Here is a 23,021-nt window from a genome sequence, read left to right on the forward strand (position 1 = left end):
GTCAGGATCGAGGTGAACGTCCGACAAGCGGCCCAGGCGCCGAAGTAGTCCATAGCCCGGTGCGCACCGTGGAACGTGCCCTGCGGGACGCGGAACGGAGTCTCCTCATGGGTCTGTCGGCTGGTCGAGTCACGGGCGCACAGGGTCGAACCAGAAGTCGACGGGCGTGGGGGTACGGGGGTCGTTCACGAGAGCATCCAGACGTGGTCGCGGCATGCCAGAACAGGCCGGGGCTGGGGTCAGTCATCGGTGGGAACGGGACGGCGTTGACGACCGCGGCACTGCCGACGACGTTGACATCGGATGGGCCACGCAGGTCGTCCATGCTGTACTCCTCAACAGTGCCTTCCACGCCGTGACCGGCGTTGCTGATCAGCACCTCGATGGGACCGGCGTGCTGCCCGACTTCGTCGACCACCGCGGTGGCAGCGTCCTCGTCGGTGATGTCCAGGAGCCTGCCGGCGGCGCGCACGGCCGACGCCGGACCGCCGTTCGTCGGGTTTCCACTTGCCCATCGTGCGCCTGTGACCAGTATCGATGCCACGACCGGCGTACTCCCTTCTGGGAGGTAAAACCTCCCAGTCCGCTCATCGGGAGCGGCGTGACGCTGCTCCTGCGGCACCTCCTCGGTCGCCTCGCGGCGAAAAGCTCCATAGGGCTTCAGCCGGACGATCGTCCCCATGGGCCATAGGTGAGGCCCGCGGACACCGTCCGCTCCGCAGCCGTGGTGCGAGAGCCGTCGCATGGCGCGGTGGTATGGCACGCGACCACCAGCCGGTGGTGGTCCTGCTTCATGCCCAAGCTCATCCCGGGTGCTCGTCTTCACGACGAACGCGTACGCGCAGGAGGCCATTTCAGAGGATTCAGCGGATCTGATGGCGGTGGGGATGCCGTCTGCAAGACTGAGTCAGCTCTGCCACTGGGCTCTGTTGTGAACGTGGGCACAGCCAGAGATGTGAACGTGCTGGGCGCAGCCAGTCGTGAAGGAGTGCGACGGTCGCCTCGTCGCGGACGGCGAGCTTGTCGGGTCGGGTGGCCACGGTCCGTCCGCGCTTCGTCGCCCAGGTCGTGACGAGTGGAGCGAAGAGCGTGCCGAGCACTCCCATGGCGCCGGTGAAGTTCCGAACCCCTTCGCGCGTCGGGAGCATCCGCCGCGACGGGTGACTATGGCCGAGCACTCACCGCGCAGGAAGCAAGCACCGTTGAAGCGCCCTTGTAGCCCCTTAACGAGACTTGTGCAGGGTCGGCGAGCGCGCGGTCAGAACCAGTGCAGGCAGTGCGGGGAGCGCTCGGCGCGAAACAGGGCGTCGGCGAGGGTGGCCGCGCCCGGGCGGTGGGCCCGTATGTGTCCGGCACGCACGAGCGTGCTCGGGGCGGTGCCGCCGAGGTAGACCGAGCCCAGGTCGCTCACGTCCAGGGACAGGTCGGGCTCCCGGTCCGTCGGGACGCAGTCGGCCTTGCTGTCCCGGACGGTCAGCAGGTAGCGGCCGTGCTCGCCGAGGAACGGGTCGTCGACGTCGAGGACGAGCGCGCCGTCCGTGAACCAGCCGCGCGCGGTCAGCGCACGCGGGACGTCCAGCAGCCGCACCCAGAGCCAGTCGGTGTCTTCGCTGACCTGGCCGGCGCGGAAGTCCGCAAGCTGCCAGCGCAGCGGGTGCTCGGGCGGGACGTGCCTGAACACGACCTGAGAGACCAGGTCGTGTCCGAGCACGAACCGGGCCAGGGCCGTGAAGACGGCGTCGTCGGTGGCGATGGTCTCGTCGACCTTCAAGGTGTCGGGCTCGGCCAACGAGTAGACGGCGTACCCGTCCGGGACGCCGTCGGCGTCCCGATGGACGGCGACGTAGCGCGGCGCCGGAGAGACCGGGGGATGTCCCGCGCCCGAGGCCCACCAGCGGTGCGGCCTGGACAGCGCGCCGGGCTGTGCGCGGCGGTATCGGTCGTAGACCTCTTCCAGGATCTCGGCGCACTCGGCACGCCGCAGCACCTCGACCGAGCCGGTGTCCGAGACGGTCGCCGGGGCGTCGGCCGTGCTACGCGCCCGGGGGAGGGCGAAGGCGGCCTGGTGGCGCGGCACCGTCAGCCGCTGTGTGTAGGTCGCCGGTCCGTAGCCGAACCTGCCGTAGATCAGGGCCTCGGAGGCCAGCAGTACGGAGAGGAACTCCCCTCGGGCCCGCAGCTCGGTGAGCTGATGCCGCATCATCGCGCTGAGCACGCCCTGGCGTCGGTGCGAGGGCAGGACGCCGACGGCGGTCACCCCGGCGGTCGGCACGAGGATCTCACCGGGCAGGGTGAGTTCGAAGGAGTACGCACCGGCGGTACCGACGGGTCGCCCGTCCGCCGTCATGGCGAGCAGGTTGCGGTCCATTTCGAACGCCGACCACCAGACCCCGCCGCCCTCGGGCGGGGGCTCCGGGAAGCGCCCGAACGCGGCATGGAGCGTGTCGACGAAGACGTCGAGGTCCTGGTCGGTCGTGGAACGGATCTCCATAGTTGCCGCTGCCTCCCCGGCGTATCGGCACCACGACTCGTGGCCCCGCCACAGTGCAGCTTTGACCCGAGGCCAGGTCAAGCGAATTACGGCCGGGCCCACGGCCGTTCACGGCACAGCACGGTCCCAACCCAGCCCCCGGGACGAGTTGCGGTGGTCGAGGTCGGCGGCGGTGATCCCCGCCGGCGCCCGGTTGGGGACGCTGGGGGAATGTACTTCTTCGTCTGCCGGGAGTGTCCGGGGCCGGATCTGCCGTACGTGTTTCGGTACGACTGTCACTGACGGTCCGTTGCGAAGGTGCTGGTCACGCCACTCCGTGGGAGGCAGTATCAGCAACCGCTCGGAGGCATCTCAGGGCCGCGATCTGGGCCGGCATCGACGCAGGCAATACCCATCACCACCGCGTCGCGATCGACGAGGCCGTCACCGATCTCAAGATCCTCACAGGTCGGCGACGGCGTATGGACCTGGTCGCCGACCGCACCCGCACGGTCAACGGCCTTCGCGCCCAGCTCAGCGGTATCTTCCTGGCCCGGAACGGGCGTTGGATCTGACCAAACACTGGCCTGGCCGCCTTGGCGACCCGCTGCCAGACCTCCCGCTGCCCTTCGCCGGATCGGCAGCAAACGGCTGGAGACCTGGCTGAGCAATCGCCACGTCGTCCGCGGAGACCGTCTCGCCGCTTCGGCGGTGTCGTGTCAGTGCCTCGTGACGCCGGGAAGATCAGCGGCGGCCTGCGGCGTCCTCAGCGATACAACTGCCGCCTGTAGAGGAGTCTTCTATACCTCGGCGTTGTTCAGAGACAGCCCGCTCACGCAGCTTGTCCGGGTACTTCCGTGGTGCAGGCATCGGAACTGTGTTCTCCCGCTCCGTTCCGTGGGAGCGCCGGGGGCGCGATCCCTCCGGGCCCCCGGACCTCGGTGGTCGGCGGTCGTGTGTCGTGTCGGTTCGGACTTCTTACGGGGTTCTTCGTCCTCGACTGCGGCATACAGCGAGGCCGGCCGTGGCCGTCGTCCGGTGGAGAGCGATACGTCGCGGCGGGAGATGAAGGTGCGGACGAAGTTCTGGATGGGTCGCTGACCACCAAGGCTGTGTCCTGCGGTTGGCCGTGGTCGAAACGCTGACGGTGCGACGGCGCTTGGTGCTACACAGCGACTACAGCTGTCTGTCAAGTCCCGAGTTCTCGTGTTACTCGATGAAGGGGCATGACGCGATTCGATCTGCCGGGCTTAATTGAGACGTGGGTATGCAGAGCAGGTGGCCTGCCCGCATTGTCCAGAAAAGGCCCTGGCCCCATGGTGAACATGGCCCCCATGTCACAACGTCTCGAATGACAGGGCCGGCGACATTAAATTCACGCTTTTCTCAATGGAAGTGATTTCAGTGACTCACCGTTCCCTCGCGCAGCGCCTTCTGATGCTTGCCACCCCGACCGCACTGGCTGCGGGAGTGCTGTTGCCCACCAGTGCTCTCGCCGCCCCGGCGACGCCGCACTTCGGCACCGAGACGGCGACGGTAGCCGGGCTCAGCAGTCACCATCACCACGGCACCGCCACCTCCGGGGTGAAGTGGGTGGAGACCACCGATGCCACCAGCGGTATCACATTCAAATTGCCCGGAAAGCCCAAGATGCGCGAGGTCCCCAAAGAAGAAGCCGGCGATTACCCAGCGCGCGTTTACGCCGTGCCGACCTCTGACGGGTTTATGTACTTCCTCGTCATGGATGTACACGGAGCCGGGCCGGCTCAGCTCGAGGATGCTGCTGAGGGCACCCGTCAGGGAATGGCCGACGAGTGGGGCGGCGCCTCCGTCACCAGTCAGAAGCACAATACGGTCGATGGCCACCCCGCCCTCGACGTGCGTCTCTCCTCCACGAAGGGGGACCACAAGTTCGCCACGACTCGCTCCGTCCTCAATGACGACCACATCGTTCAGGTCGTGACCGTCGGTTCTCAGGCCAACGAGAAGTCCGTGATCGAGGCACAGGAGCAGGCCGTCGCCGGCCTGCGCATCCCCTGACTCCATCCTGGCCGTGTGCGCCTTGCGAAGGCTCAGCGGAAGCTGTCCCGCAACGCCAAAGACGATGGCGCGAACCGGGCGGGACTCAGTGGCTCTCCTCCATCTTGTTCTGCAGCAGGGTGGCTGCCTCGGCCGCCTGTGCCGTGACATGGTCGGCCGCGCGTGCGGCGCGTGCGGTCACTCGCCAGGCGAGCATGCGCAGGGCGATGGCCGGGGACGGCGGAAAGACGCCGAGTTGGCCGAGCATGGTGATGTCGTCGCGCACGGCCTCGTGCGCGACGACCTTGCCGTCACGGAGGGTGAGCGCATGGATCTGTTCGAAGTCGATCTCGCGCCTGGTGGGGGGTATGGCCTGGTCGAGGGCGCCGTCGCGGAAGCGTACGAACGGGCCGGTGTGGCGGCCTTGCATGCGCAGTCGTACCCAGACCTGGTCGTCGTTCTGGGCGATGCCCAGGACGGGGAAACGCAGGTCACTGAAGGCCGACCGCATCCAGGCACCGGAGGCGAGAACCCCTGCCGGTCCTGCGGTCGCGCATGCCGGAGGTGCCACGGCGGCTTCGCGGTTGTGGAAGTCCTCACCCACCATGTCGGCGGCCAGTGCCGGATCCCCGGTCTCGAGGATCCGGAAGAGTCCGTGAGCCAGGTCCGTGGGGTCCATTCCCATGGTGTCCATGCCTTTCGCCTGCTGTGCGGTCTGTGCTGTGGCATCGGTCGGCTTGATGGGTGCCCGCAGTGCGCAGGGAGCAGCCCGCTGTCTGCGCCGGTCGTTTCGGCCGGCCGCAATTGAGGTTATAGGGCGTATAATGAATAGGGCAATGGTGGGATCACTCTGGCTAGGATGGCGAGATGCCGCCCAAGCGCCCCTACGTCTCCCCGTTGCGTGAGCAGGCTGCTGCGCGGACGCGCGCGCTGATCCTGCAGCGGGCCGCCGAACTGTTCGCCGACCGTGGCTACGGGCGGGTGACCGTCGCGAACATCGCGGCGGCAGCGGGCGTCGCGCCGAAAACCGTCTTCGCGAGTGTCGGAAGCAAGAGCGACATCCTGGATCAGATCGTCGACCAGGGCGTGGTCGACTCCGGCTACGAACAGGCCATGCAGCAGCTGCTCACCCTCCACACACCCGAGACGGTCCTCAAGGCACTGGCTCGTGGCACGCGCATGGGCAACGAGGGGCAGTTCACAGTGCACGAGGCGATCCGCAAAGCACTGCCCGTCCACGAAAACGGGGAGGCACTGTGGGAGCGCGCCACTGCCGAATACCGAGATGCGCTCCACGCCGCCGCGCGCCACTTGCACACCCTGACTCCGCGGCCCCCTTACCCGGTGGACGAGACGGCAGACCTCCTGTGGTTCTGGTTCGGCCCCACCGGCTGGCGCACGCTGGTGGTCGAGAACGGCTGGCCGTGGGACCGGGTCGAGGAACTGCTCTACCGCACGGCCGTAGCCACACTGTGCTGACACCGCTCGGTGAGTCCCTGGCAGGCAGCGCATCAAGTAGATGCCGTCGACCTCCAGTTGGTCGCAGCGATGAGGGCGGTCGGGGTCCAGCCCTGTCTCCCTGACCGTTCCGGCAGCCTACGGCCTGCTCGGCTGAACCGAGCTGGGTTCCGGCCCAGGGGACCCGCAGGAGGTCCGCATGGGTTCCTTTCGCTGCAGCATTGTCAGCAGTGATCGGTATGGTCGGCGCACCTGATCAGACGAGGAGCGCGGACCATGAAGTCTCCGGCCGAACTGGACAACGTCCAGTGGCACGCCCTGACCCACGCCTACGGCTCGGCCGAGGACGTGCCTGAGCTGATCAGAGCGCTCTATCAGGACGATGAGGAGACGGCCGGCGAGGCGATCTACGAGCTCTACGGCAACATCCACCACCAGGGCACGGTCTACCCGGCTTCGGCACCCGCCGTCCCCTTCCTCGCACACGCCGCGCGGCACGCCCCGGGCAAGCGTGATGAGCTGCTGATGCTGCTCGCCGTCCTGGCCGACCACGATCCGGCGTACGTCGACTCGCCGCGCTGGCCCGGCAGTTCGGTCGCCGCGATCTGCGCCGAGCTCTGCCGGGTGCTCCCGGACCTGTTGCCCTGTCTCAGGGATGCTGAACGGGGGGTGCGCCGAGCAGCGCTCCGGGTGGTCGCCGCCGTGGCCGAGCTACTCCCGGCCGAGCTACGGGCCTCCGTCGTGGCGGAGGTAGATGGGTTGTACACCACCGATCCCGTCCCGGCGGTGCGGGCGGACGCGATGGTCGTCCTGGCCCGGTTCGGCCGGGAGACGGCGGCACTCGACAGCCCGCTGCCCGAGGTCAGGCTGGCGGCGGCCATGCTCGGCGCCGAGCGGTCCGGGCCGCCGTACCCGGCTGAGCTCGTGGATTTCATCGCCGAAGACGGTGCCGAACCCGACCCGGGGGACGACGACTTCCCGTGGTCGGGCACCAGTACCCAGGAGGAGCAGCTGACCCGCCTGCTCACCCGGGATCCGGTCGCCGGCCTCGCCGTGGCCGCCCGCTGGATCGCTGCCGGAGACCTCGGCTCGCGCGGTTCCTGGCTGGCCCAGGAGATCGCCGAGACCTGGCGCGACCAGGAGCCCGAGGTCCTGGACCTGCTGCTGGCCGCCCTGCCCCACCAGAAGGACGCCCGCGCCCTCGCAGGCCGCCTCCGCACGATCGGCCATTGGATCGAGCACCTGCCCGAGCCGGGCGCCGACCTGCGGGACGCGCTGCACCGGTACGCGGGTGCCGACGACGAGACCGCCGAGCCGGCGCTCCTGGCTCTGGTGCGTTCCCGCGACCCCCGCGCCCCGGAGCTGGTGCTGCGCCGCCCCAGTGCCCAACTGCTCGCAGCGGCGGCCCGGCACTTCCCCGAGGCGGCCGACGAGCTGATACCGGTGATCCGCCGTGAGCTGGCAGCGGGCGCCACCGGGAACACGGGCATCGCCCTTGTCGGGGCTCTGGCGCCGTTCGGTGCCGCCGCCCGAAGAGCCCAGCCCGAACTGGTCGACTGCCTCAAGACCGGCCGCGCGGCCATCGTCGCCGCCCGCCAGCTCGGGCTCATCGGCATACAGACACAGGAGATCACCGACCTGCTGTGCAACGCCGCGCAGAGCACCGACTCTTCGCTGAGTGCCGCGGCGGCCGTGGCCCACTATCAGCTGACTGGTAACGCCAGTGCGGCGCTTCGCGCCTTCGAGGAGCTGCTCTCGGCCCGGGGCCAGACCCACTGGTACCTGAGCAGCCTGCAGCCGCTGGGCAGCGCCGCTGCTCCACTGCTGCCGTTCATCGAGCCTCTGCTGGGGGCAGGGTACGAGTGGACTCGGATGGCGGCCGCCGAGGCCCACCACTGGATCACCGGATCCACGGACCGCGCCGTCCCCGTCCTCGTCGAACTGGTCGGCCCCACCCCGGTCGGCCTCCGCGCCCTCAAGGCGCTCGCCGCCACCGGCCATGTCCCACAAGCGCTCAGCCCCACCCTTCGCTCCTTCTTTTTCTCTCCACTCCGCCTGCTCACTGACTCGCCCCTCTCAGGACAAGGCCATCCGGACGAAGAACTTCGCACCCTGGCCCGAACGTTGCTTGCTGCCGGCTGAGGGGGCGACCGCTGTGCGGAACCGCGGGTGGCGTGGATGGGGGAGGAACATGAGGGTGCGTGGTGGCCGGCTGCCGGCCCTGGCCGGGGTGGCGGTCCTGTTGACGGTCTCGGTGGGCTGCGGGCGGCCGGGAGCTCGGGCCAAGGAGGCCGTTGCCACCGTCACTTCGCCGACGCACACTCGCTTCGACGAGGAGATCGAGCTGGCCGATGGCCGCCGCGTGGGCGTGTCCTACGCTGCCGGGCGTGGGCTCCTCGAGCAGCACCAGGACGCGCGAGCCGGGGCATGGAGTGAGCCGCGCCTGGTGTACCGGACCGCGTCCGAGCCGTGCCAGAGCATCACGCTGAAGGCGTTCGGCAGCACGGTTGCGGTCATGGCCAACTGGGGTCGTTACTGCGCGGACGGCGAACCGCCGACGGAATCGATTGCCGGGGTCGGCAGCCGGAATCTGTCGCGGTGGGACACGAAGCTCACCAAGGACTTCGACGGCTGGACGAAGGTCGCCGCAGTGGGCGATCCGCAGCACCTGCGTTTCACCAGGGTCTCCACCGAATGGCTGATGCGGCTTCGGTGGAGCCGGGAGGAGGGCTTCGCGGAGGTGGAGCAGAATCCCCGCTGAATTCACCCCGTCTCCATCGCGCCTTCGCGCCGACACGTCGACAACGGACCGTCAGGCCGCCCCGGCCGAACAGAACATCCTTCCCGGGTGCAACCAATGCACTGCGCCGACGCGTCCGTCACATCAGTCGTGAATCGGGGGAGCCAAGAAGATGAACGCCTGGAACCCGCAGGGCCAGCCGCCGTACGACCCTTACGTACGCAACGTACCTCCTCCACCTCAGGGCCCCTACCCGTACAACACGCCTCCGCAGCAGGGTGGTTACCCGCCGCGCCCCCTATCCCCAACCTCCGCACCCGGGATATCGGCAGCCGGTGCCGCCGCCTGTGCGTCGGGTGGGGCCGTTCCGCAGACTGTGGCGCGCCGTGGGTCCCATCGCGATCGGGCGCAAGGTCTTGAGGCCGTCGCGGCCGGGCCGAGTCGACGACGCGGTGGTGGCCCGCATCCAGAAGATCCGCACCATCGTCGGTCTGGCTGCCGTCCTGTGGGTGACGCTCTCCTACAAACTCGCGCAATCCGCGGGGGATGTCGCGAACGACCGTCTCAACCAGTCCTGGACCAACGTCCTCGTGCTCTCGGTGACCTTCCCGGTGGTCGTCGGCCTGTTCATCGCCGCAGCCCGTCCACCTGCCCGTGGGGAGTTGCTGCGACGCGCCGCCAAGCCCTTCGGGTCGATACTGGCGATCATCGCCGGCGTCGCCGTGTTCCCGGCATCCGTTCTGACCGGATTCGTCGACGGGCGTCTCGCCACCAATCCCCTGATGGCCGTGATCACCGTCGTCGTCACGCTGTTCACGTTCGTCTGGGTCCTCCCGTTCGTCATCTACGGCATCGGAATGTCCCGATCGCCTTCGGATGGGCCAGGAACAGCCGGGTCTTGCGGCGCATCGACAGCAGTTCGTCGAGGTCGTCCGGCGTGGGGGGGACCGGAAAAGGTGCTGATGCGCTGGCTGTAGTCGACGTTGTGCAGCAGCCCGAACTCGCGGTTGTTGAACAGCTCCCACTCCTGGCGTTCGCGGATCTCCTCAATGGTCAGGCGCAGTTGCTGCTCGGTCTGGTTCATAGGGGTGTTGTAGAGGTCGGCGACCCGGGTGTGGACGCGCAGCACGGTCTGAGTGAGGGACAGTTCGTACTCGCGCGGCACGAGGTCGTAGTCGACGAAGCCGCCGGAGAGGGTCGCCTCGCCCACGTGCCCGGCCTGCAGGGGGACGCCGGCCTCGCCCTTGCGGTTCATGGGCTTGTTCTGCTGCTCCGAAGCCAAACAGCCACGGACGGGGGCCGGGAACCGCGTGAAAGGGGCGTGTTCGCCTCTTGGATGTGCAGATCCACCTAGCGAGGCAGACCATGAGAGGGCGAGTGCTTCCACGCCGGTCGACTGCCTCTGCCACCGGCGCAGAGGGCGTACGGCGCCTGCGGGAAGCGTCTGCCCGGCCGCACGTCCCGATCGCTCTTCGGCCCGACCGGCTTGGTCGCCTACGTATGGCGGTTCACCACGTTGCTTTCCAGTGACGTCCTGCCGACCGGCACCCTCGGTGGAGGCGGCCGCCGCTGTCGACCGCGCCGATGCCCGGATCGAGCGCCCTCTTGACGGCCGGGCTGGTGCAGTCGAGGTGCTGGGTGGGTAGGGCAAGGTCAACTCGGCGGAGGAGGCCAAGGACCGGCTGACCGCCTACGTTCCGATCTGAGGATGGAGGCTGGGATGACGCACCGCGTCACCGCCTTTCCGCTGGGCGCGGCGACGACGCTCGCCGAGCTGAGCCGTGACCCACACCCGCGGCTGGCGCTGCTGCGCGCCCGCGAACCGGTCTCGTGGCTGCCCGAGCTGGGCGGCTGGCTGGTCACCCGGCGCGACCTGGCGACGCAAGTGATGCGGGACGCGGAAGCATTCACCGTGGACGACCCCCGGTTTTCCACCGCGCAAGTGGTCGGCCCGAGCATGCTGTCGCTCGACGGCGCCGAACACGCTCGGCACCGGGCGCCGTTCACCGACCCCTTCCGGCCCCGGGAGGTGCTGGGCCGGTTCACGGAGTTCACCGAACAGGAGGCGGACCGCCTGATCGACGCCCTGATCCCGCAGCGGGCGGCGGAACTGCGAAGGGACTTCGCCGGGCCGCTCGCCGTCGCCGTCATGGCGGAGGCGCTCGGCCTCGCCGGAACCGCCACCGGCACAGTACTGAGCTGGTATGACGCCATCGTGAACGCAGTCACCCGGATCACGGCGGGCCAGGCGCCCGGCCCGGACGGGGCCGCCGCGTACGAACAGTTGAAGGTGGCAGTGGAGCACACCATCGGCGGCCCGGACAGCACGTCGCTGCTTGCCTCGGCGGCGGGGGCGCTGAGTCTGTCCGAAGTGGCGTCCAACGCAGCCGTACTGCTGTTCGGAGGCCTGGAGACGACGGAGGCGATGATCGCCAACCTCCTTGTCCACCTGCTCAACGACCCTGCGCAGCTGTCCGCGGTCCTCGACGGCGGTCCGGAACCGCTCGACGGCGCCATCGAGGAGTCCCTGCGCCTGGAGCCTGGCGCGACGGTGGTCGACCGGTATGCCAGCCGGGACGCCACGCTCGGCCCGGTGACCGTACGTGCCGGGGACCTGGTCAGCGTGTCGCTGGCCGGCGCCAACCGGGACCCGGAGGTCTTCAAGGACCCGGACGCATTCGACATACGGCGGGACAACGCGCGCCTGCAGCTGGCCTTCGCCCAGGGGCCGCACTACTGCGTGGGCGCGCATCTGGCCCGCCTGGAGACACGCGTTGCCCTTCGACAGCTGCTGGAGCGCCTGCCGGGACTCGGGCTCGACCCGGACCACCCGACGCCCGAAATACGGGGCCTGGTGTTTCGCAAGCCGCAGGCCGTTCACGTCCTCTGGGGCTGACACGGTGCCCTGGAAGTGCTGTCCCGGTGCGTCGGTGACGTGATGGCGGTCTTGCAGAGGCGGAGGACCTTCTTTGTCCGAACTATCTGCAAGCCCTGATACTCAGTTGATCAGTGGGGAGCGTCTGGTGCCACCAGAGTGTGGATCAGCGGGACGCGGACGAGAATGAACGCGCCGCACACGACGAGAAGCGCCCCCAGGAGCATGGGCAGCACGAACCAACCGCCCCGTAGCTGCTCCTCGAAGACGGTGACACCCAGGGTGAGGCTCACCGTCGCGTCCCCCAAAGTCAGCGCCGGCTGAGAGGCCACCAGGGGCCCCGATTGCAGAGCATTCTCCAGGAGGAAGACAGCGGCCACCCCGACGAGCGCGAAGCCGTACGTCTGCCAGGAAGTGAAGAAGGCAGCCACGCCGTCGGTATTCCACACCTGCGTGGCATCCTTCAGCAGCCCCGCAGTCAGCGCGTAGCAGATAGCCGCCCCCAGACCGAAACAGGCGGCGCGCAGCCGTCCCGCCGGGCGCCGCACGGCGACCGCGAGCAGGAGCAGCACGGCCACGACGCAACTGGGCAGCGCCATCGCCCACACTCCCGTACGCGGCCGGTCCACCCCGGGACTGGGCGAGGCCGCCCACAGCCCCATGCCCAGCCCCACCACCATGCAGCCCACCGCGAGCCAGCCGCGCCGCGGCAGCCGCCGGCGCAGCACCATCGCGCCGATGAACAGCGCGAAGGGCAGTTCCAGGATGAACAGCGGCTGGACGAGAGAGAGCTCGCCGTTCAGCAAGGCCAGCGCCTGGCAGAGTGCCGCCGCGATCACCGCCCCGAACCCTGCGAGCCACACCGGCTTGCGCAGCAGCTCCCCGATGAGAGCCGGCCCCAGCCCCACGGACAGGGGCACCGTGCGGGCCGCGTACCGCTGCAGAACGGTGGCCAGGGCATTGCTGACCGCCGCCATCAGGGCGAACAGCACAGCAAGGGTGGTCTGCACAGGGATTCTCCTCCCTCTCCTGCCGCACGGTACTTGATCGACTCGCCACCACTGCGCAGACGTGGTGAGCGCGTCTGCCACGCTCGAAGCCCACGACCGTGTGCCGCAAGGCTCTGCCCTGCGACGGCGACCGCTGCACCGAACATCCCTGCACCTGGGATGTCCCGCCGGCTTCGGCCGCGCCCTGGCGGGTGGTGTCGGCCTCTGTGACGCGGTCGGGGGTTTGCCCTGTGCCGCGCGAGGCAAAGGTGATCACCGGGCCTGAGCCGGCCGCACGCTGTGGCTGGAGTCATCGGAAGTACGACCGGGCCTCGCCACCGCTCCGAGCGCCCGATCAAGGCGGCCGGCCCCCACGGCAGAAGCCGCTGCAGGACTTCGACTTCGCCCCCAACCCCACGCATCGACCCGGCCGCCATCCCCTCGCCTGCTGCGAATGGACCAAGAAGGGGGAGCCGCTCTGCCCGATCGGGGACTCCGGGACCGGCAAGTCGAACCTGCTGATCGCGCTGGGCACCGCAGCCGCGGTGGTCGGCTTCCGGGTCCGCTATGTGTTCGGCGGCAACATCATCGCGACCGGAACCGACTCCTACCGCCTCGCCCACGCCAAGAACCAGCAGGGCAAAGGGCGAAGTAGCGCAGCGCGATGAAGGGCTTTGATGCGGTTGAGCCACGAGGAGTTCGTCGGGGTGTAGGCGACCTTCACGTTGTTGCCGCGGCCCAGTCGCCGACGCGCCGGTCGACGCTGGTGGACAGGTGCGGGGAGTAGATGTCGCAGACGATCGCGATGCGCACGTCCGGCGGATACACGCTGCCCAGGTAGCGGTAGAGGTCCAGGAACTGGGTGCGCTTCTTGCGGGTCTTGACGTGCCCGAACAATCGGTCGCGGGTCAGGTCGTGGGCGACGAACAGGTGCGACGAACAGGTGCCGGACGCCGTCGTAGCAGTCGTAGGTGGCCCACGGGGACACCGCGGGTCGCGGACGACGCCGGGAGTCGGCAGGTCCAGGTTATCGAAGATCAAATCAAAAAAATTAAGGTTTACGCTTTGACACCTTAAAAAACTCAATGCACAATTGAATCAAGAGCGTGCCGCCGAGCGCAGGGAGCCGAGGGTGGACTGGCAGGAACTGACGGACCTGACGCAGGGGCAGCCGTTCGTGGTCGAGCGAGTCCGGCTCGTCGGCAGCGGCGTCGCGGTCGAGGGCCAATTCGAGCCGCCGCAGCTGGCACAGCTCAGCGGCGACGACCAGGTGTTCGTTGCCGCGTTCGTACAGGTGCACGGTTCGATCAAGGAGATGGAGCGGATCTTCGGGGTGAGCTACCCGACGATCAAGTCCCGGCTGAAACGGATCGCCGAACACCTCGACTTCATCGACACCAACCCTGCGCCCACCAGCGCCGACGTCATCGACCGCCTGCAGCGTGGGGAGATCAGCGCGCAGGAGGCGCTGGCCGAGCTGGAGCGAACCCGATGATCCCGCAGCTGGTGACAGTGCGCTATCGCCGTCCCGACGGCCACCGGCGGCGGCTGTACATCCCGGTCGTGCCGGTACTGCTGGTGCTGTCACCGCTGCTTCTGCTCGCCGTGCTGGTCGCATGCCTCGCCACCCAGGTGAGCCCAGTGGGCGCACTGCGTGGCACCGGGCAACTGCTGTGGGCGCTACCCGGCACCCGGATCGAGATCGAGCAGGGCCGAACGGCCTGGCTGGTAAGCGTCAGATGAGCCAGAGGGGAAGAGCAATAATGAACGAGCAGCGCCGCCAGATCCTGCACATGCTGGCCGAGGGCCAGATCACCGCGGACGATGCCGAGCGGCTGATCGACGCCCTCGGACGAGAACAGCCCGAGTCGCCGCGGGCAGCCACGCCCCGTCCGAAACCCCGAGCCAAGTACCTGCGCGTGGTGGTGAACTCGGCGGATGACTCCGGCGGAGACGGGGCAAGCCGGGTCAACGTCCAGATCCCGCTACAGCTGCTGCGCGCCGGGGTTCGGCTCGCGAGCCTCATCCCTCCGCAGGCGCTCACCAAGATCAATGCAGAGCTGAGCAAGTCAGGGGTACCGATCGACCTCACGGAGCTCAAGCCGCAGCACATTGAGGAGCTCATCGAGCAGCTCGACGACGTCAACGTCGACGTCGAAGATCCCGACGGAAAGGTGCAGGTGTTCTGCGAGTGACACCCGCCACGGCGCCGGACGCCCGCCCAGACCACGGCGTCGGCGGCCGGCCGCCGCGGGCCTTCCATCCGTCACTCGACGGAGCCGCATTTTGTCCGGCCCGGCCACCGCGAACCTGAGCCCTGGGGTGAATGGGTGTTGCGGCTCACTGGCCCCGACGGCGGAGTGATCCACATTCACACCGGCGATCTTCAATAAACGAAGGTTTCTTGAAGCCTGGCAGCTCAGCGCACAAATAATCGGTTGCCTGTTGGCGATGGTGGTGGATGCAATGTCCGGCATGGTCACCCAGGTGCGCCCGCACGGCGAGATGAGATGAACGCGTACTACCGGGCCTTGCCACTCTGCGATCCGGGCAAGCTGCAGCCGAATCGTCACACGGGAGACGCCAACGCATGAATACGCCACCATCGCCACTTGGGGCGGAGCGGACTGACGGATCATCCGTCCAGATCGGCGCTCTCGTTCCGCTGACTCGGCCTGGCTGGGTCGAGGCAGGCCAACACTTGCTCGCTGGACTCGAGCTGGCCGTTCGCGAAGTCAATGACGCCGGCGGGATCGTCGGCAGACCACTCGAGCTGGTGGTCCGAGACACCGCGGCTGATTCGCAGAGGGCCGCAGCGGCCGTAGATGAATTGGCTCGCCTGGGCGTGGCTGCCTTGGCGGGGGAGTATCACAGCGTCGTCGCTCGCGCCGCTGCCGCCAGGGCCGACGCCCTCGGCCTGCCGTTCCTCTGCTCGTCAGCGGTTCTCGACGCGCTCACCGAACAGCCAACGGAATGGGTCGCGCGCCTCGCCCCGGCGCAGTCCCACGGCTGGCAGATCTACGCAGACTTTCTCCTCGGCGCGGGCTACAGTCGCATCGCCGTAGCAGCCGAGTCGAGTGTCTACTGGGCATCTGGGGTCCGCATTCTGCGGGACTACCTCGCTCCGCGCGGCGGCACCGTCATCGAACTCGACCTGCGCTCGCTCGCCCCCACGGCCGTGTGCGACGAACTCGTCGACAATCGCGCGACAGCCCTCCTTCTTCTCGTCGGCCACCCGGAGCCGGCAGTGTCGATCGTCAAGTCGGTCCGCCGCGACCAGCGCCTCGCCGAGATCATGATTGGTGCTCCGGCCGGGCAACCGGAGTTCGCCGAATGGGCGACGTTGCTGGGCGACGACAGCGCCGCGATCCCGTTCTTGCGCTACCTGCCCGAGCGCCTCAGCCCACTTGGTGCACGAGTCGAGACGGCCCTCCGCGAGCGGCTGGCCGAAGCGCCCTCCTTCGTCGCCTTCGAGGGCTACGACACGGTCGCCGTCCTCGCCGATGTGCTGCGTTCTCACGGCGTGGACCGGGCGCGCACTGCCGAATCCTGGCCGCGCGTTGCAGTCGAAGGCACCCGCGGGCAGATCCAGTTCTCCCGCACGCCAGGCATCAGCGTTTGGCAATGGGCTTGGACGCCCATCCAAGTCGTTGATCGAGATCCGGCGGCACCCGATCGCTTTCGGATCCTTCACGCCGGCTGAGAGAGCACGGAGGTCCGACTGCCACCGCGGTCCGTGCTCATCGGGCACGTCGTCGGCAGCGTCCTGCAATCGAGCGCCGGCGTGGTCCTCGGCGCCGTCGCCGTGGGCAGCGGCTGGGGCGTTCGACGGAAGCGGACGCCAGCGCCCTGTGGGGCTGTATCTGTTAGGTATGCGCAGCGCGGGGGTTTGACTGGCTCGGAGCGGGCCGTCCGGGAATGCGGCGGCTGGACGCGTGAACCGGTTTGAGGTCGGTGAGACGACCAAGGCCAGTGGTCACTGCGCTACGGGTGTCGGAGCGGTCGGTCGAGCGTCAGCGGCGTGAGGGCTGGGCGCCGGCTGTTCTACTCGGTTCGCGAGTGCTCCGGAGCAAGAACCAGCCCAAGGGCTTCGGCTGGTGCGACTACCGCGACTTGCTGATCCGGGACCGAATCCAGTTCGGCGGCCCGATCGTACTGGTCTGGGACAACGTGCGCCTGCACCTGTCCAAGCCACTGCGCGAGTTCATCACCGCGCGCGCCGACCAGCTCACTTTCTTCCAACTGCCAGCCTGCGCACCGGACTTGAACCCGACGACGGCATCTGGTCGTTCCTCAAGCGCGACATCGGCAATCTCGCCGCCGTCGACCTCGGCCAGGTAACTCGGGCGGTCAGGCGCAAGCTCAAGATGGTGCAATATCGGCCAGCGGTGATGGACGGCTGCCTCACCGGAACGGGCATGGCACTCGCAGTCCATCCTGGCGCGGTCACGGACATCACCCCCGTGACGCCGTGGCGAGATGTATCAACCGGCTGCATCCGGCGAAGACATGATCCGATCACTCCTGCCGCATGGACTCCGCTGCGTCGCTGACCTGTTGCACCTGGGCGGCGGTCAGGCGTCGGGCGTCCCAGATCAGCTCGGCCACGTCGGCCGCCGCCGGATTCTGCGACGGGGTGCCATCCGGCAGTTCCATACCGTTTGAGGACGGCCAGGTCGTCGGCAGGGATGCCCAGCACGGTCGCGAAGTCGGCCAGCAGGTCGGGGGTCAGCTCCTTGCGACCGTGGCCCACCATCCCATACGTGGAGGCAGACCAGTACCGGCCGGTCAGGTGCAAGAACGTCCGGGCCGTACCCATCCAATCAGGTTCCGGTTGGTCAGCATGCGTACGAGCACGCCACCGAAACCCGGCTCATAGTGCTCGTACACACGCGGTGTCTGAACCGGCTGCGTGCAAGTCTCCTGCGGCAATGCCAGGACGAGCTGGCGTAGTCGGCGTCTTTGCTCCGGTGCCAGGCACATGGCATCCCGCACGAGGTGGGGGACCCTCCCCCTGGCCTTTGCGTCCAAGGGGGCCGGCTCATCCGGGACCGCCGCCCCTGCGAGCGCGAACAGGTCTGCGGCGCGCAGATTGAGCGCCGGTGCGAGCTGCCGCAGCAGCGACGGGCTCGGCGCCGCGCCCTCGAACACCGCCCGGAGCTCGGGTCCAGGGATCCCGGCAAGCCGAGACAGGGCACCAATGTCGAGCTTCCGGTGATCTGACAACCGCGCCAACAGCACACCGAAGCCTGGGCATCCCGTCATCCCGCCAGCCTAGAACCACGCACGGTCCGACCGACATCACGAGTCCAAGATCAGTAGCATGCGAGCGCCCTGTCCCCGGCAGCTGGAATGCCGGAGACGGGGCGCTGTCGTATCCGGTGGCCATCCGAGCCAGAGGATTTCGATGACGCTACAGGCGACCGGTACGAATTGCGGTTCCGACGCGGCAATTCTGAGGAACGGCTGAGCGTCTCCGGGCTGGACCTGGAGTAGGCCCAAGATGATCCGTGGTCAAGGGAGTTGGGCTGACAGTTCGGGGCCGTGAGGCAGGTCTCGTTCCAGCTGAAGGAGCTGTTGATCCTGTCGATCGCGGATGTCGCGGTGCTGTCGGTGGACGGGCTGTGACCGCGTCCTCGTGCGGGGGTCACAGGCTTGTGAGGAGATCGTCGAGCGGGGTCGGTACCTGTTCGGGGTCAAGGGCCTCGACGAGGAGGCGGCCGTAGCGGATCTTGCGGCCTTTCTTCGTGCCGAGGAAGCGCCGCAACTGCTGCTGCCGGGGCCGACCGTGGTGTGCGGGCTGATGCAGGAAGGTCTGCCAGGCGCGGAGGTCGCCTTCGGCCCGAATGGTCTCCTCGACTCTTGCTGTGCCCAGCGCGCGGATGAGCTCGTCCTCCAGGTCTGTCACGCACACGAAGAAGCCCTGGTGCGGCGCCCGTGCCCGCTTCAGGCCGCGGTCATAGAAGCGCTGCTCGCCCTCGTCGCACAGTCCTGCCAGGCGCAGGCCAAGGCCGGGCGGTCCGAGGAGGCCGGCGTACCGGCCGACGCTCATCGCCCCGCCCATCGACACGACACACACCCCCTCGGCGGCAAGGTCCCGGCCACGCCGTGCCGCCAGTGCCTCAACGGCCGCGAAATCACTCGGCCCTTCCAGCAGCACCGCCGTCCGCACCCCCAACCGCACCGCCAGCTCACTCGCCGGCCCGCCGGGACCGCCGTTCGCCCAGCCACTGACCGCGTCCCGGAATGCCCCCATGTCCGCCATGGAGCGAGTCTGCACCTCGACCGACGGCACGGCACGGAATATTCGACAGTCCCACTCGACATGCACGACGCCCTCCTCACCGAGACAGCCATCAATCCGTCCCATCACGCAACTCCGGCGCACGCCGCACTGCTTCGACGCCGGCGGAGTCTCGGGCTCGGATGCCGGAGCGGCTTCCCAATGGAGAAGTCCAGCTGTGTCCACCGGGCACAACCCAGTTCCGTGATCAGTCGAACCAGACCACCACCCGACCCGGAGCAGTGGAACCCCGCGCCCATCCGGCGCGAAAGCCGGGCCGCCCGGCCTGCCCGCCACCAGTCGCCGGGGCAGCGGTCCGAGGCATGGAAGACGGCACTCACCTTGCTCCAGGAGGTGAAACCGCCCTACGGCAGGTACCGGAGAAACAGCCGACCCTGGGCCTCGATGGTGCGCAGTGTGGCGTACTTGTGCTGGAGGGCGACCTCGGGACAGGTGGTGCTCCAACATTGCGGCCTGTGCGCTGGGCGTACTTCGGCCAGGCCCGGCCGGTGTTCGGCCTCGACGAGCTGCTCGACCTGGCCGACGAGCTCGGCCTGGACCGCGACGAGACCCGGTCGGCGCTCACTGAGGGCCGCTACCGGCGACAGGTGCAGGACGAGGCTCGGCAGGCTCGGCGGCTGGGCGCCACCGGTGCGCCGTTCATCGTCATCGACGGCAGGTACGGCCTGCCCGGAGCGCAGGACACCGACACCCTGAACCTGCAGCAGTTCGTGAACCAGTCGACGTGGGATCCGGTGCCGGTGCGGCGGCGGATCGCGCAGCGGATGGTGCCGCTGATCGGCCCGGATGCCTGGGCGGTCGACGACGTGTCGTTCCCCAAGGACGGCCGGATGTCGGTGGCAGTTGCGCACCAGTACTGCGGAGCCTTGGGCAAGCAGGCCAACTGTCAGGTCGCGGTGAGCGTGCACGCGGTCTCCGACACCGCGTCGTGTCCGCTGCAGTGGCGGCTGTTCGTGCCCCAGGAGTGGGCGGACGATCCGATACGCCGGCGCAAGACCGGGATTCCGCAGGAGATCGGGCACCGGGAGAAGTGGCGCCTGGCCCTGGACAGCATCGACGATCTGGCCGAATGGGGCATGGTCCCGCCGGTGCTGGTGGCCGACGCCGGCTACGGCCAGAACGCCGACTTCCGCGACGGGCTGGATAGCCGGGGCATCGGCTATGTCGTCGCGGTCCGCTCGGACGTGACCGTCCACCCGCACGATGCCGAGCCGGTCACGCCGCCTTGGTCGGGCAACGGCCGCAAGCCGCAGCCCCGCTACCGGGACAAGCCGTCGGCGGTGGCCGCGCCGGCGGCCGGCCATGGGCGGCAGGCCTTCACCGAGGTGACCTGGCGGCAGGGCTCCCGCGGACCGATGCGCTCGCACTTCCTGGCGCTGCGGGTGCGGCCGGCCGGGGTCAGAGCCCGCCGCCTGGCCCAGGCCGCCGCCACCGCGCAAGACGGCTGCTGGGACGGTGTCCTGCCCGAGGTCACGCTGCTGGTCGAATGGCCCGACGGCGCCGAGGCACCCACCGACTACTGGCTGTCCAACCTGCCCGCCGACATCCCGGTCGCCGAACTGGTCCGCCTGGCCAAGATCCGTTGGCGCATCGAGCACGACTACCGCGAACTCAAGCACGGCCTCGGCCTGGACCACTTCGAGGGACGCTCCTGGACCGGCCGGCATCACCACGTCACCCTCGTCACCGCCGCCCAGGCTTCCTCACCGAACAGCGCCTGGTCCCAAAAGCCGATACAGCGGACTCACCCTCTACCAGATCCTCGACACCATCCAAGACCTGCTGAACTGCTGGACCGGCACCTGCACCACCTGCCACCGCCCCCTGCCCAGAACACCCACCACCAGCCAGAAACCCAGAGCCAGAGCAACCTAACGGAGCCCTACTAGTGGTGTGACCGCGTACGTTCGCCGGGTTGCGGTCAGGCTGCGGTTTTGAGAGGGCGTCCTCCCCAGCGGATGCCCTTCTCACTGCGGATGCAGGCGCGTTCCTTGCTTTCGGCGGCCAGGACGTCGCGGTGGCGGGGCGTGGGCGTTGCGTCGGCGGGCGTCCACTGCCTGGGTCTGCACGGTGTTGTTGGGGGTGGAGTTGGCGATGGTGAACTGCCTCAGCGGTCCGAAGTGTGCCTCACGCTGGCTCGGCGCGAACCCATACCGCGGCCGACCTCCCACTTCTCAAACAACCTTGCCAGGAAAAAAAGATACTTTTAGGGCGCGTAGAACTCCTCGATATCCGATGCGTACGCCCGCACGATCGCGCCCCGCCGCAACTTGAGCGACGGTGTCATGAGGCCGTCGGCCATGCTGAACTCGGCCGGAAGTATCCGGAACGCCCGAATGGACTCGGCCCGCGACACCGCGCTGTTCGCCACGGACACGGCCCGCTGGATCTCCGCGTGCAGTTCGTCGTCGGCCGTCACCCCCTGCGCGGGCGGCGACTGCCTCCCGCGCAATCGGTGCCAGTGCTCCGACGCTTCAGGATCCAGGGTGATCAGGGCCGCGATGAAGGGCCGGTTGTCGCCGACCACGAGGCACTGGGAGATCAGGGGATGCCGGCGCAGCCGCTCTTCCAGAATCTGTGGGCTGACGCTCTTCCCACCGCTGGTGACGATGATGTCCTTCTTGCGTCCGGTGATCACGAGATGGCCGTCGTCGAGACAGCCCATGTCGCCCGTCGCGAGCCAGCCGCCGCGCAGTACCGCCTCGGTGGCCTCGGGATCGTCGTGATAGCCGGAGAAGACGACATCGCCCCGGACCCAGATCTCCCCGTCCCGTGCAATGTGGACGGCGCAGCCCGGCAGCGGCCTGCCCACAGTGCCGAACCGGGGGCGGCCCGGCGGCTGGCTGGTCACCGCGGCGGTGGTCTCCGTGAGCCCGTATCCGTCGTGGATGGTGATGCCGGCCCCGGCGAAGAACAGGCCGAGTTCCCGGTCGAGGGTCGACCCGCCGGAGGTGGCATGGCGGACTCGGCCGCCGAGCACGTCTCGCAGCCGCCCGTACACCAGACGGTCGAAGACCGCGTGCGCGGCCCTGAGCATCGGCCCCGGCCCCGGGCCCTGGCCTTTGTCCCGAAGCTGGACCTCCTCGGCATGGCGCACCGCGACGTCAACGGCCCGCCGGAACAGATCCCCCCGCCCCGCTTCCTCGGCCGTACGACGCGCCTTGTGGAAGATTTTCTCGAAGATGTACGGCACGGCGAAGACGTAGGTCGGCCGGAAGGATGCGAGGGCGGGCAACAGCGCGGCGGGCGCGAGGTCGGGCTGGTGTCCCAGCTGTATGCCGCCCCGCATGCAGACCACTTGCACCATCAGGCCGTAGATGTGGGACAGCGGCAGAAACGCGAGGACGGACGGCTGTTCCCCCGCCTCGGCGAGGATCCCCTGCCAGCCCTCGTACAGGGTGTCGCACTCGGCCGCGAGATTGGTGTGGGTGATCACGCAGCCCCTGGGCCGCAGTCCGGTGGTGCCCGAGGTGTACGCGATGGTGGCGACCGACTGCGGCTCCACCGCCCGGCGGTGACGGTGCACCACGGTGTCCGGGACGTCCTCTCCTTGGTCCGTCAGCCGCCTTACGCAGTCCGCGTCGAGCTGCCAGATCGAGCGAAGCAGCGGCAGCTCGTCGCAGGCCGCACCCACGGTCATGGCGTGGTCCTCGTGCTCGACCACGACGGCCACCGCCTGCGCGTTCGACAGGATCCAGCGGACCTGGTCGGCGGAGGAGGTGGGGTAGACGGGCACGACCTGCGCGCCGATCGACCACAGCGCATAGCAGAACAGCGTCCACTCGTAGCGCGTCCGGGACATCACAGCGACTCGCTCTCCGAACCGCACACCGTCGGCCAACAGCCCCTTCGCCAGCCCCATGGTCTCGTCACGGAACTCGGCCGCGGTCACCGGAAGCCACTCGTCACCGTCCGGCCCGCTGCTGCGCCGGGACAGCTGTAACAGTTTCGGGTCGCGTTCGGCCACGTCGTACACCGAGTCCGCAAGACCACCCGTTGGCAGGGGCCCCACGATCGGCGGAAGGCTGAAGTCGCGCACGGTACCCCCTCGTTGAACCACCGCCGTGCCCCGTCCCGCGACGGCCGGAGGCGAAAAATACCGGCCACTGATGTGGCTGCCTAGGGGCTTGACCATGCTAAAAATCGTCACGGCCGGGCACCGCAGC

General features: G+C 68.6%; 19 protein-coding genes and 4 pseudogenes. 13 read left to right on the forward strand and 10 right to left on the reverse strand.

The window, feature by feature from the left end:
* Position 1: 1 nt before the first annotated feature.
* Both OG390_RS48385 and OG390_RS48390 read right to left on the reverse strand, forming a co-directional pair.
* Entirely contained in the window at positions 2-853 is an 852-nt protein-coding gene (locus OG390_RS48385) for an SDR family NAD(P)-dependent oxidoreductase (protein ID WP_406177028.1), read from the reverse strand.
* Positions 854-1,258: 405 nt separating this feature from the next.
* A complete protein-coding gene (locus OG390_RS48390; RefSeq protein WP_406177030.1) occupies positions 1,259-2,491 on the reverse strand; it encodes a GNAT family N-acetyltransferase in 1,233 nt (410 codons plus the stop codon).
* Positions 2,492-3,859: 1,368 nt separating this feature from the next.
* Here OG390_RS48390 and OG390_RS48395 point away from each other — a divergent pair.
* Positions 3,860-4,510: a hypothetical protein gene (locus OG390_RS48395; RefSeq protein ID WP_406177031.1), complete on the forward strand. Its 651-nt coding sequence runs from the start codon at positions 3,860-3,862 to the stop codon at positions 4,508-4,510.
* 85 nt (positions 4,511-4,595) lie between these two features.
* Here the strand turns inward: OG390_RS48395 and OG390_RS48400 are convergent, their stop codons facing one another.
* Positions 4,596-5,183 carry an ester cyclase gene (locus OG390_RS48400; RefSeq protein ID WP_406177033.1) on the reverse strand — a complete coding sequence of 196 codons (588 nt, stop codon included), beginning with the start codon at positions 5,181-5,183 and terminating at the stop codon, positions 4,596-4,598.
* A 173-nt stretch (positions 5,184-5,356) separates the two neighbouring features.
* Here OG390_RS48400 and OG390_RS48405 point away from each other — a divergent pair, with 173 nt between their 5' ends.
* The 3 genes from OG390_RS48405 (at position 5,357) to OG390_RS48415 (ending at position 8,708) form a co-directional block, all read left to right on the forward strand.
* Complete coding sequence (locus OG390_RS48405) at positions 5,357-5,968, forward strand: TetR/AcrR family transcriptional regulator (RefSeq protein WP_406177035.1); 612 nt, start codon at positions 5,357-5,359, stop codon at positions 5,966-5,968.
* Between the two features lie 255 nt (positions 5,969-6,223).
* Positions 6,224-8,089 carry a hypothetical protein gene (locus OG390_RS48410; protein WP_406177036.1) on the forward strand — a complete coding sequence of 622 codons (1,866 nt, stop codon included), beginning with the start codon at positions 6,224-6,226 and terminating at the stop codon, positions 8,087-8,089.
* A gap of 49 nt (positions 8,090-8,138) precedes the next feature.
* Positions 8,139-8,708 (forward strand): hypothetical protein, encoded by a 570-nt coding sequence (locus OG390_RS48415; RefSeq protein WP_406177037.1) that lies wholly within the window; start codon positions 8,139-8,141, stop codon positions 8,706-8,708.
* A gap of 822 nt (positions 8,709-9,530) precedes the next feature.
* Here the strand turns inward: OG390_RS48415 and OG390_RS48420 are convergent.
* Positions 9,531-9,957, reverse strand: a pseudogene (locus OG390_RS48420) (Crp/Fnr family transcriptional regulator); the annotation flags it as partial.
* A gap of 450 nt (positions 9,958-10,407) precedes the next feature.
* On the opposite strand from OG390_RS48420, the gene OG390_RS48425 reads away from it, so the two are divergent.
* A complete protein-coding gene (locus tag OG390_RS48425; RefSeq protein ID WP_406177039.1) occupies positions 10,408-11,583 on the forward strand; it encodes a cytochrome P450 in 1,176 nt (391 codons plus the stop codon).
* 110 nt (positions 11,584-11,693) lie between these two features.
* Here the strand turns inward: OG390_RS48425 and OG390_RS48430 are convergent, their stop codons facing one another.
* Positions 11,694-12,572: a DMT family transporter gene (locus tag OG390_RS48430; RefSeq protein ID WP_406177041.1), complete on the reverse strand. Its 879-nt coding sequence runs from the start codon at positions 12,570-12,572 to the stop codon at positions 11,694-11,696.
* A 230-nt stretch (positions 12,573-12,802) separates the two neighbouring features.
* Between OG390_RS48430 and OG390_RS48435 the strand changes: the two genes are divergently transcribed.
* Positions 12,803-13,219, forward strand: coding sequence for an ATP-binding protein (locus OG390_RS48435; RefSeq protein WP_406177043.1), 417 nt, complete (start codon positions 12,803-12,805; stop codon positions 13,217-13,219).
* A 52-nt stretch (positions 13,220-13,271) separates the two neighbouring features.
* Here the strand turns inward: OG390_RS48435 and OG390_RS48440 are convergent, their stop codons facing one another.
* Positions 13,272-13,592 carry a hypothetical protein gene (locus tag OG390_RS48440; protein ID WP_406177045.1) on the reverse strand — a complete coding sequence of 107 codons (321 nt, stop codon included), beginning with the start codon at positions 13,590-13,592 and terminating at the stop codon, positions 13,272-13,274.
* Positions 13,593-13,683: 91 nt separating this feature from the next.
* On the opposite strand from OG390_RS48440, the gene OG390_RS48445 reads away from it, so the two are divergent.
* The 5 genes from OG390_RS48445 (at position 13,684) to OG390_RS48465 (ending at position 16,892) form a co-directional block, all read left to right on the forward strand.
* Positions 13,684-14,046 carry a DUF2089 domain-containing protein gene (locus OG390_RS48445; RefSeq protein WP_406177047.1) on the forward strand — a complete coding sequence of 121 codons (363 nt, stop codon included), beginning with the start codon at positions 13,684-13,686 and terminating at the stop codon, positions 14,044-14,046.
* Positions 14,043-14,294, forward strand: a complete 252-nt coding sequence (locus tag OG390_RS48450; protein WP_406177049.1) for a hypothetical protein — start codon at positions 14,043-14,045, stop codon at positions 14,292-14,294. Before OG390_RS48445 ends, OG390_RS48450 begins: the two co-directional genes overlap by 4 nt.
* Before the next feature lie 20 nt (positions 14,295-14,314).
* Complete coding sequence (locus OG390_RS48455; protein WP_406177051.1) at positions 14,315-14,746, forward strand: SHOCT-like domain-containing protein; 432 nt, start codon at positions 14,315-14,317, stop codon at positions 14,744-14,746.
* Positions 14,747-15,141: 395 nt separating this feature from the next.
* Positions 15,142-16,254, forward strand: a complete 1,113-nt coding sequence (locus OG390_RS48460; protein ID WP_406177053.1) for an ABC transporter substrate-binding protein — start codon at positions 15,142-15,144, stop codon at positions 16,252-16,254.
* 356 nt (positions 16,255-16,610) lie between these two features.
* Positions 16,611-16,892 (forward strand): transposase, encoded by a 282-nt coding sequence (locus tag OG390_RS48465; RefSeq protein WP_406177055.1) that lies wholly within the window; start codon positions 16,611-16,613, stop codon positions 16,890-16,892.
* A 177-nt stretch (positions 16,893-17,069) separates the two neighbouring features.
* Here the strand turns inward: OG390_RS48465 and OG390_RS48470 are convergent, their stop codons facing one another.
* Positions 17,070-17,207 (reverse strand): hypothetical protein, encoded by a 138-nt coding sequence (locus tag OG390_RS48470; protein WP_406177056.1) that lies wholly within the window; start codon positions 17,205-17,207, stop codon positions 17,070-17,072.
* A 991-nt stretch (positions 17,208-18,198) separates the two neighbouring features.
* Positions 18,199-18,816 (reverse strand): TOPRIM nucleotidyl transferase/hydrolase domain-containing protein, encoded by a 618-nt coding sequence (locus OG390_RS48475; RefSeq protein ID WP_406178311.1) that lies wholly within the window; start codon positions 18,814-18,816, stop codon positions 18,199-18,201.
* Positions 18,817-19,157: 341 nt separating this feature from the next.
* Between OG390_RS48475 and OG390_RS48480 the strand changes: the two are divergent.
* Both OG390_RS48480 and OG390_RS48485 read left to right on the forward strand, forming a co-directional pair.
* Positions 19,158-19,493 (forward strand): annotated as a pseudogene (locus tag OG390_RS48480) (DsbA family protein); the annotation flags it as partial.
* A gap of 42 nt (positions 19,494-19,535) precedes the next feature.
* Positions 19,536-20,641 (forward strand): annotated as a pseudogene (locus OG390_RS48485) (IS701 family transposase); the annotation flags it as partial.
* 135 nt (positions 20,642-20,776) lie between these two features.
* Here OG390_RS48485 and OG390_RS48490 read toward each other — a convergent pair.
* Both OG390_RS48490 and OG390_RS48495 read right to left on the reverse strand, forming a co-directional pair.
* Positions 20,777-20,987 (reverse strand): annotated as a pseudogene (locus tag OG390_RS48490) (IS630 family transposase); the annotation flags it as partial.
* 74 nt (positions 20,988-21,061) lie between these two features.
* Positions 21,062-22,894 (reverse strand): AMP-dependent synthetase/ligase, encoded by a 1,833-nt coding sequence (locus tag OG390_RS48495; RefSeq protein ID WP_406177058.1) that lies wholly within the window; start codon positions 22,892-22,894, stop codon positions 21,062-21,064.
* Between the last annotated feature and the right edge of the window lie 127 nt (positions 22,895-23,021).

It is taken from the genome of Streptomyces sp. NBC_00996 (assembly GCF_045162675.1).
In the GTDB taxonomy this organism is placed as follows: domain Bacteria; phylum Actinomycetota; class Actinomycetes; order Streptomycetales; family Streptomycetaceae; genus Streptomyces.

Excerpts from the sequence above, each read along its gene's own strand:
- OG390_RS48385 (WP_406177028.1), bottom strand. The coding sequence starts at position 853 with ATGGCCTCCTGCGCGTACGCGTTCGTCGTGAAGACGAGCACCCGGGAT.
- OG390_RS48390 (WP_406177030.1), bottom strand. The coding sequence starts at position 2,491 with ATGGAGATCCGTTCCACGACCGACCAGGACCTCGACGTCTTCGTCGAC.
- OG390_RS48395 (WP_406177031.1), top strand. The coding sequence starts at position 3,860 with ATGGAAGTGATTTCAGTGACTCACCGTTCCCTCGCGCAGCGCCTTCTG.
- OG390_RS48400 (WP_406177033.1), bottom strand. The coding sequence starts at position 5,183 with ATGGACACCATGGGAATGGACCCCACGGACCTGGCTCACGGACTCTTC.
- OG390_RS48405 (WP_406177035.1), top strand. The coding sequence starts at position 5,357 with ATGCCGCCCAAGCGCCCCTACGTCTCCCCGTTGCGTGAGCAGGCTGCT.
- OG390_RS48410 (WP_406177036.1), top strand. The coding sequence starts at position 6,224 with ATGAAGTCTCCGGCCGAACTGGACAACGTCCAGTGGCACGCCCTGACC.
- OG390_RS48415 (WP_406177037.1), top strand. The coding sequence starts at position 8,139 with ATGAGGGTGCGTGGTGGCCGGCTGCCGGCCCTGGCCGGGGTGGCGGTC.
- OG390_RS48425 (WP_406177039.1), top strand. The coding sequence starts at position 10,408 with ATGACGCACCGCGTCACCGCCTTTCCGCTGGGCGCGGCGACGACGCTC.
- OG390_RS48450 (WP_406177049.1), top strand. The coding sequence starts at position 14,043 with ATGATCCCGCAGCTGGTGACAGTGCGCTATCGCCGTCCCGACGGCCAC.
- OG390_RS48455 (WP_406177051.1), top strand. The coding sequence starts at position 14,315 with ATGAACGAGCAGCGCCGCCAGATCCTGCACATGCTGGCCGAGGGCCAG.
- OG390_RS48460 (WP_406177053.1), top strand. The coding sequence starts at position 15,142 with ATGAATACGCCACCATCGCCACTTGGGGCGGAGCGGACTGACGGATCA.
- OG390_RS48470 (WP_406177056.1), bottom strand. The coding sequence starts at position 17,207 with ATGGAACTGCCGGATGGCACCCCGTCGCAGAATCCGGCGGCGGCCGAC.
- OG390_RS48475 (WP_406178311.1), bottom strand. The coding sequence starts at position 18,816 with ATGGCGGACATGGGGGCATTCCGGGACGCGGTCAGTGGCTGGGCGAAC.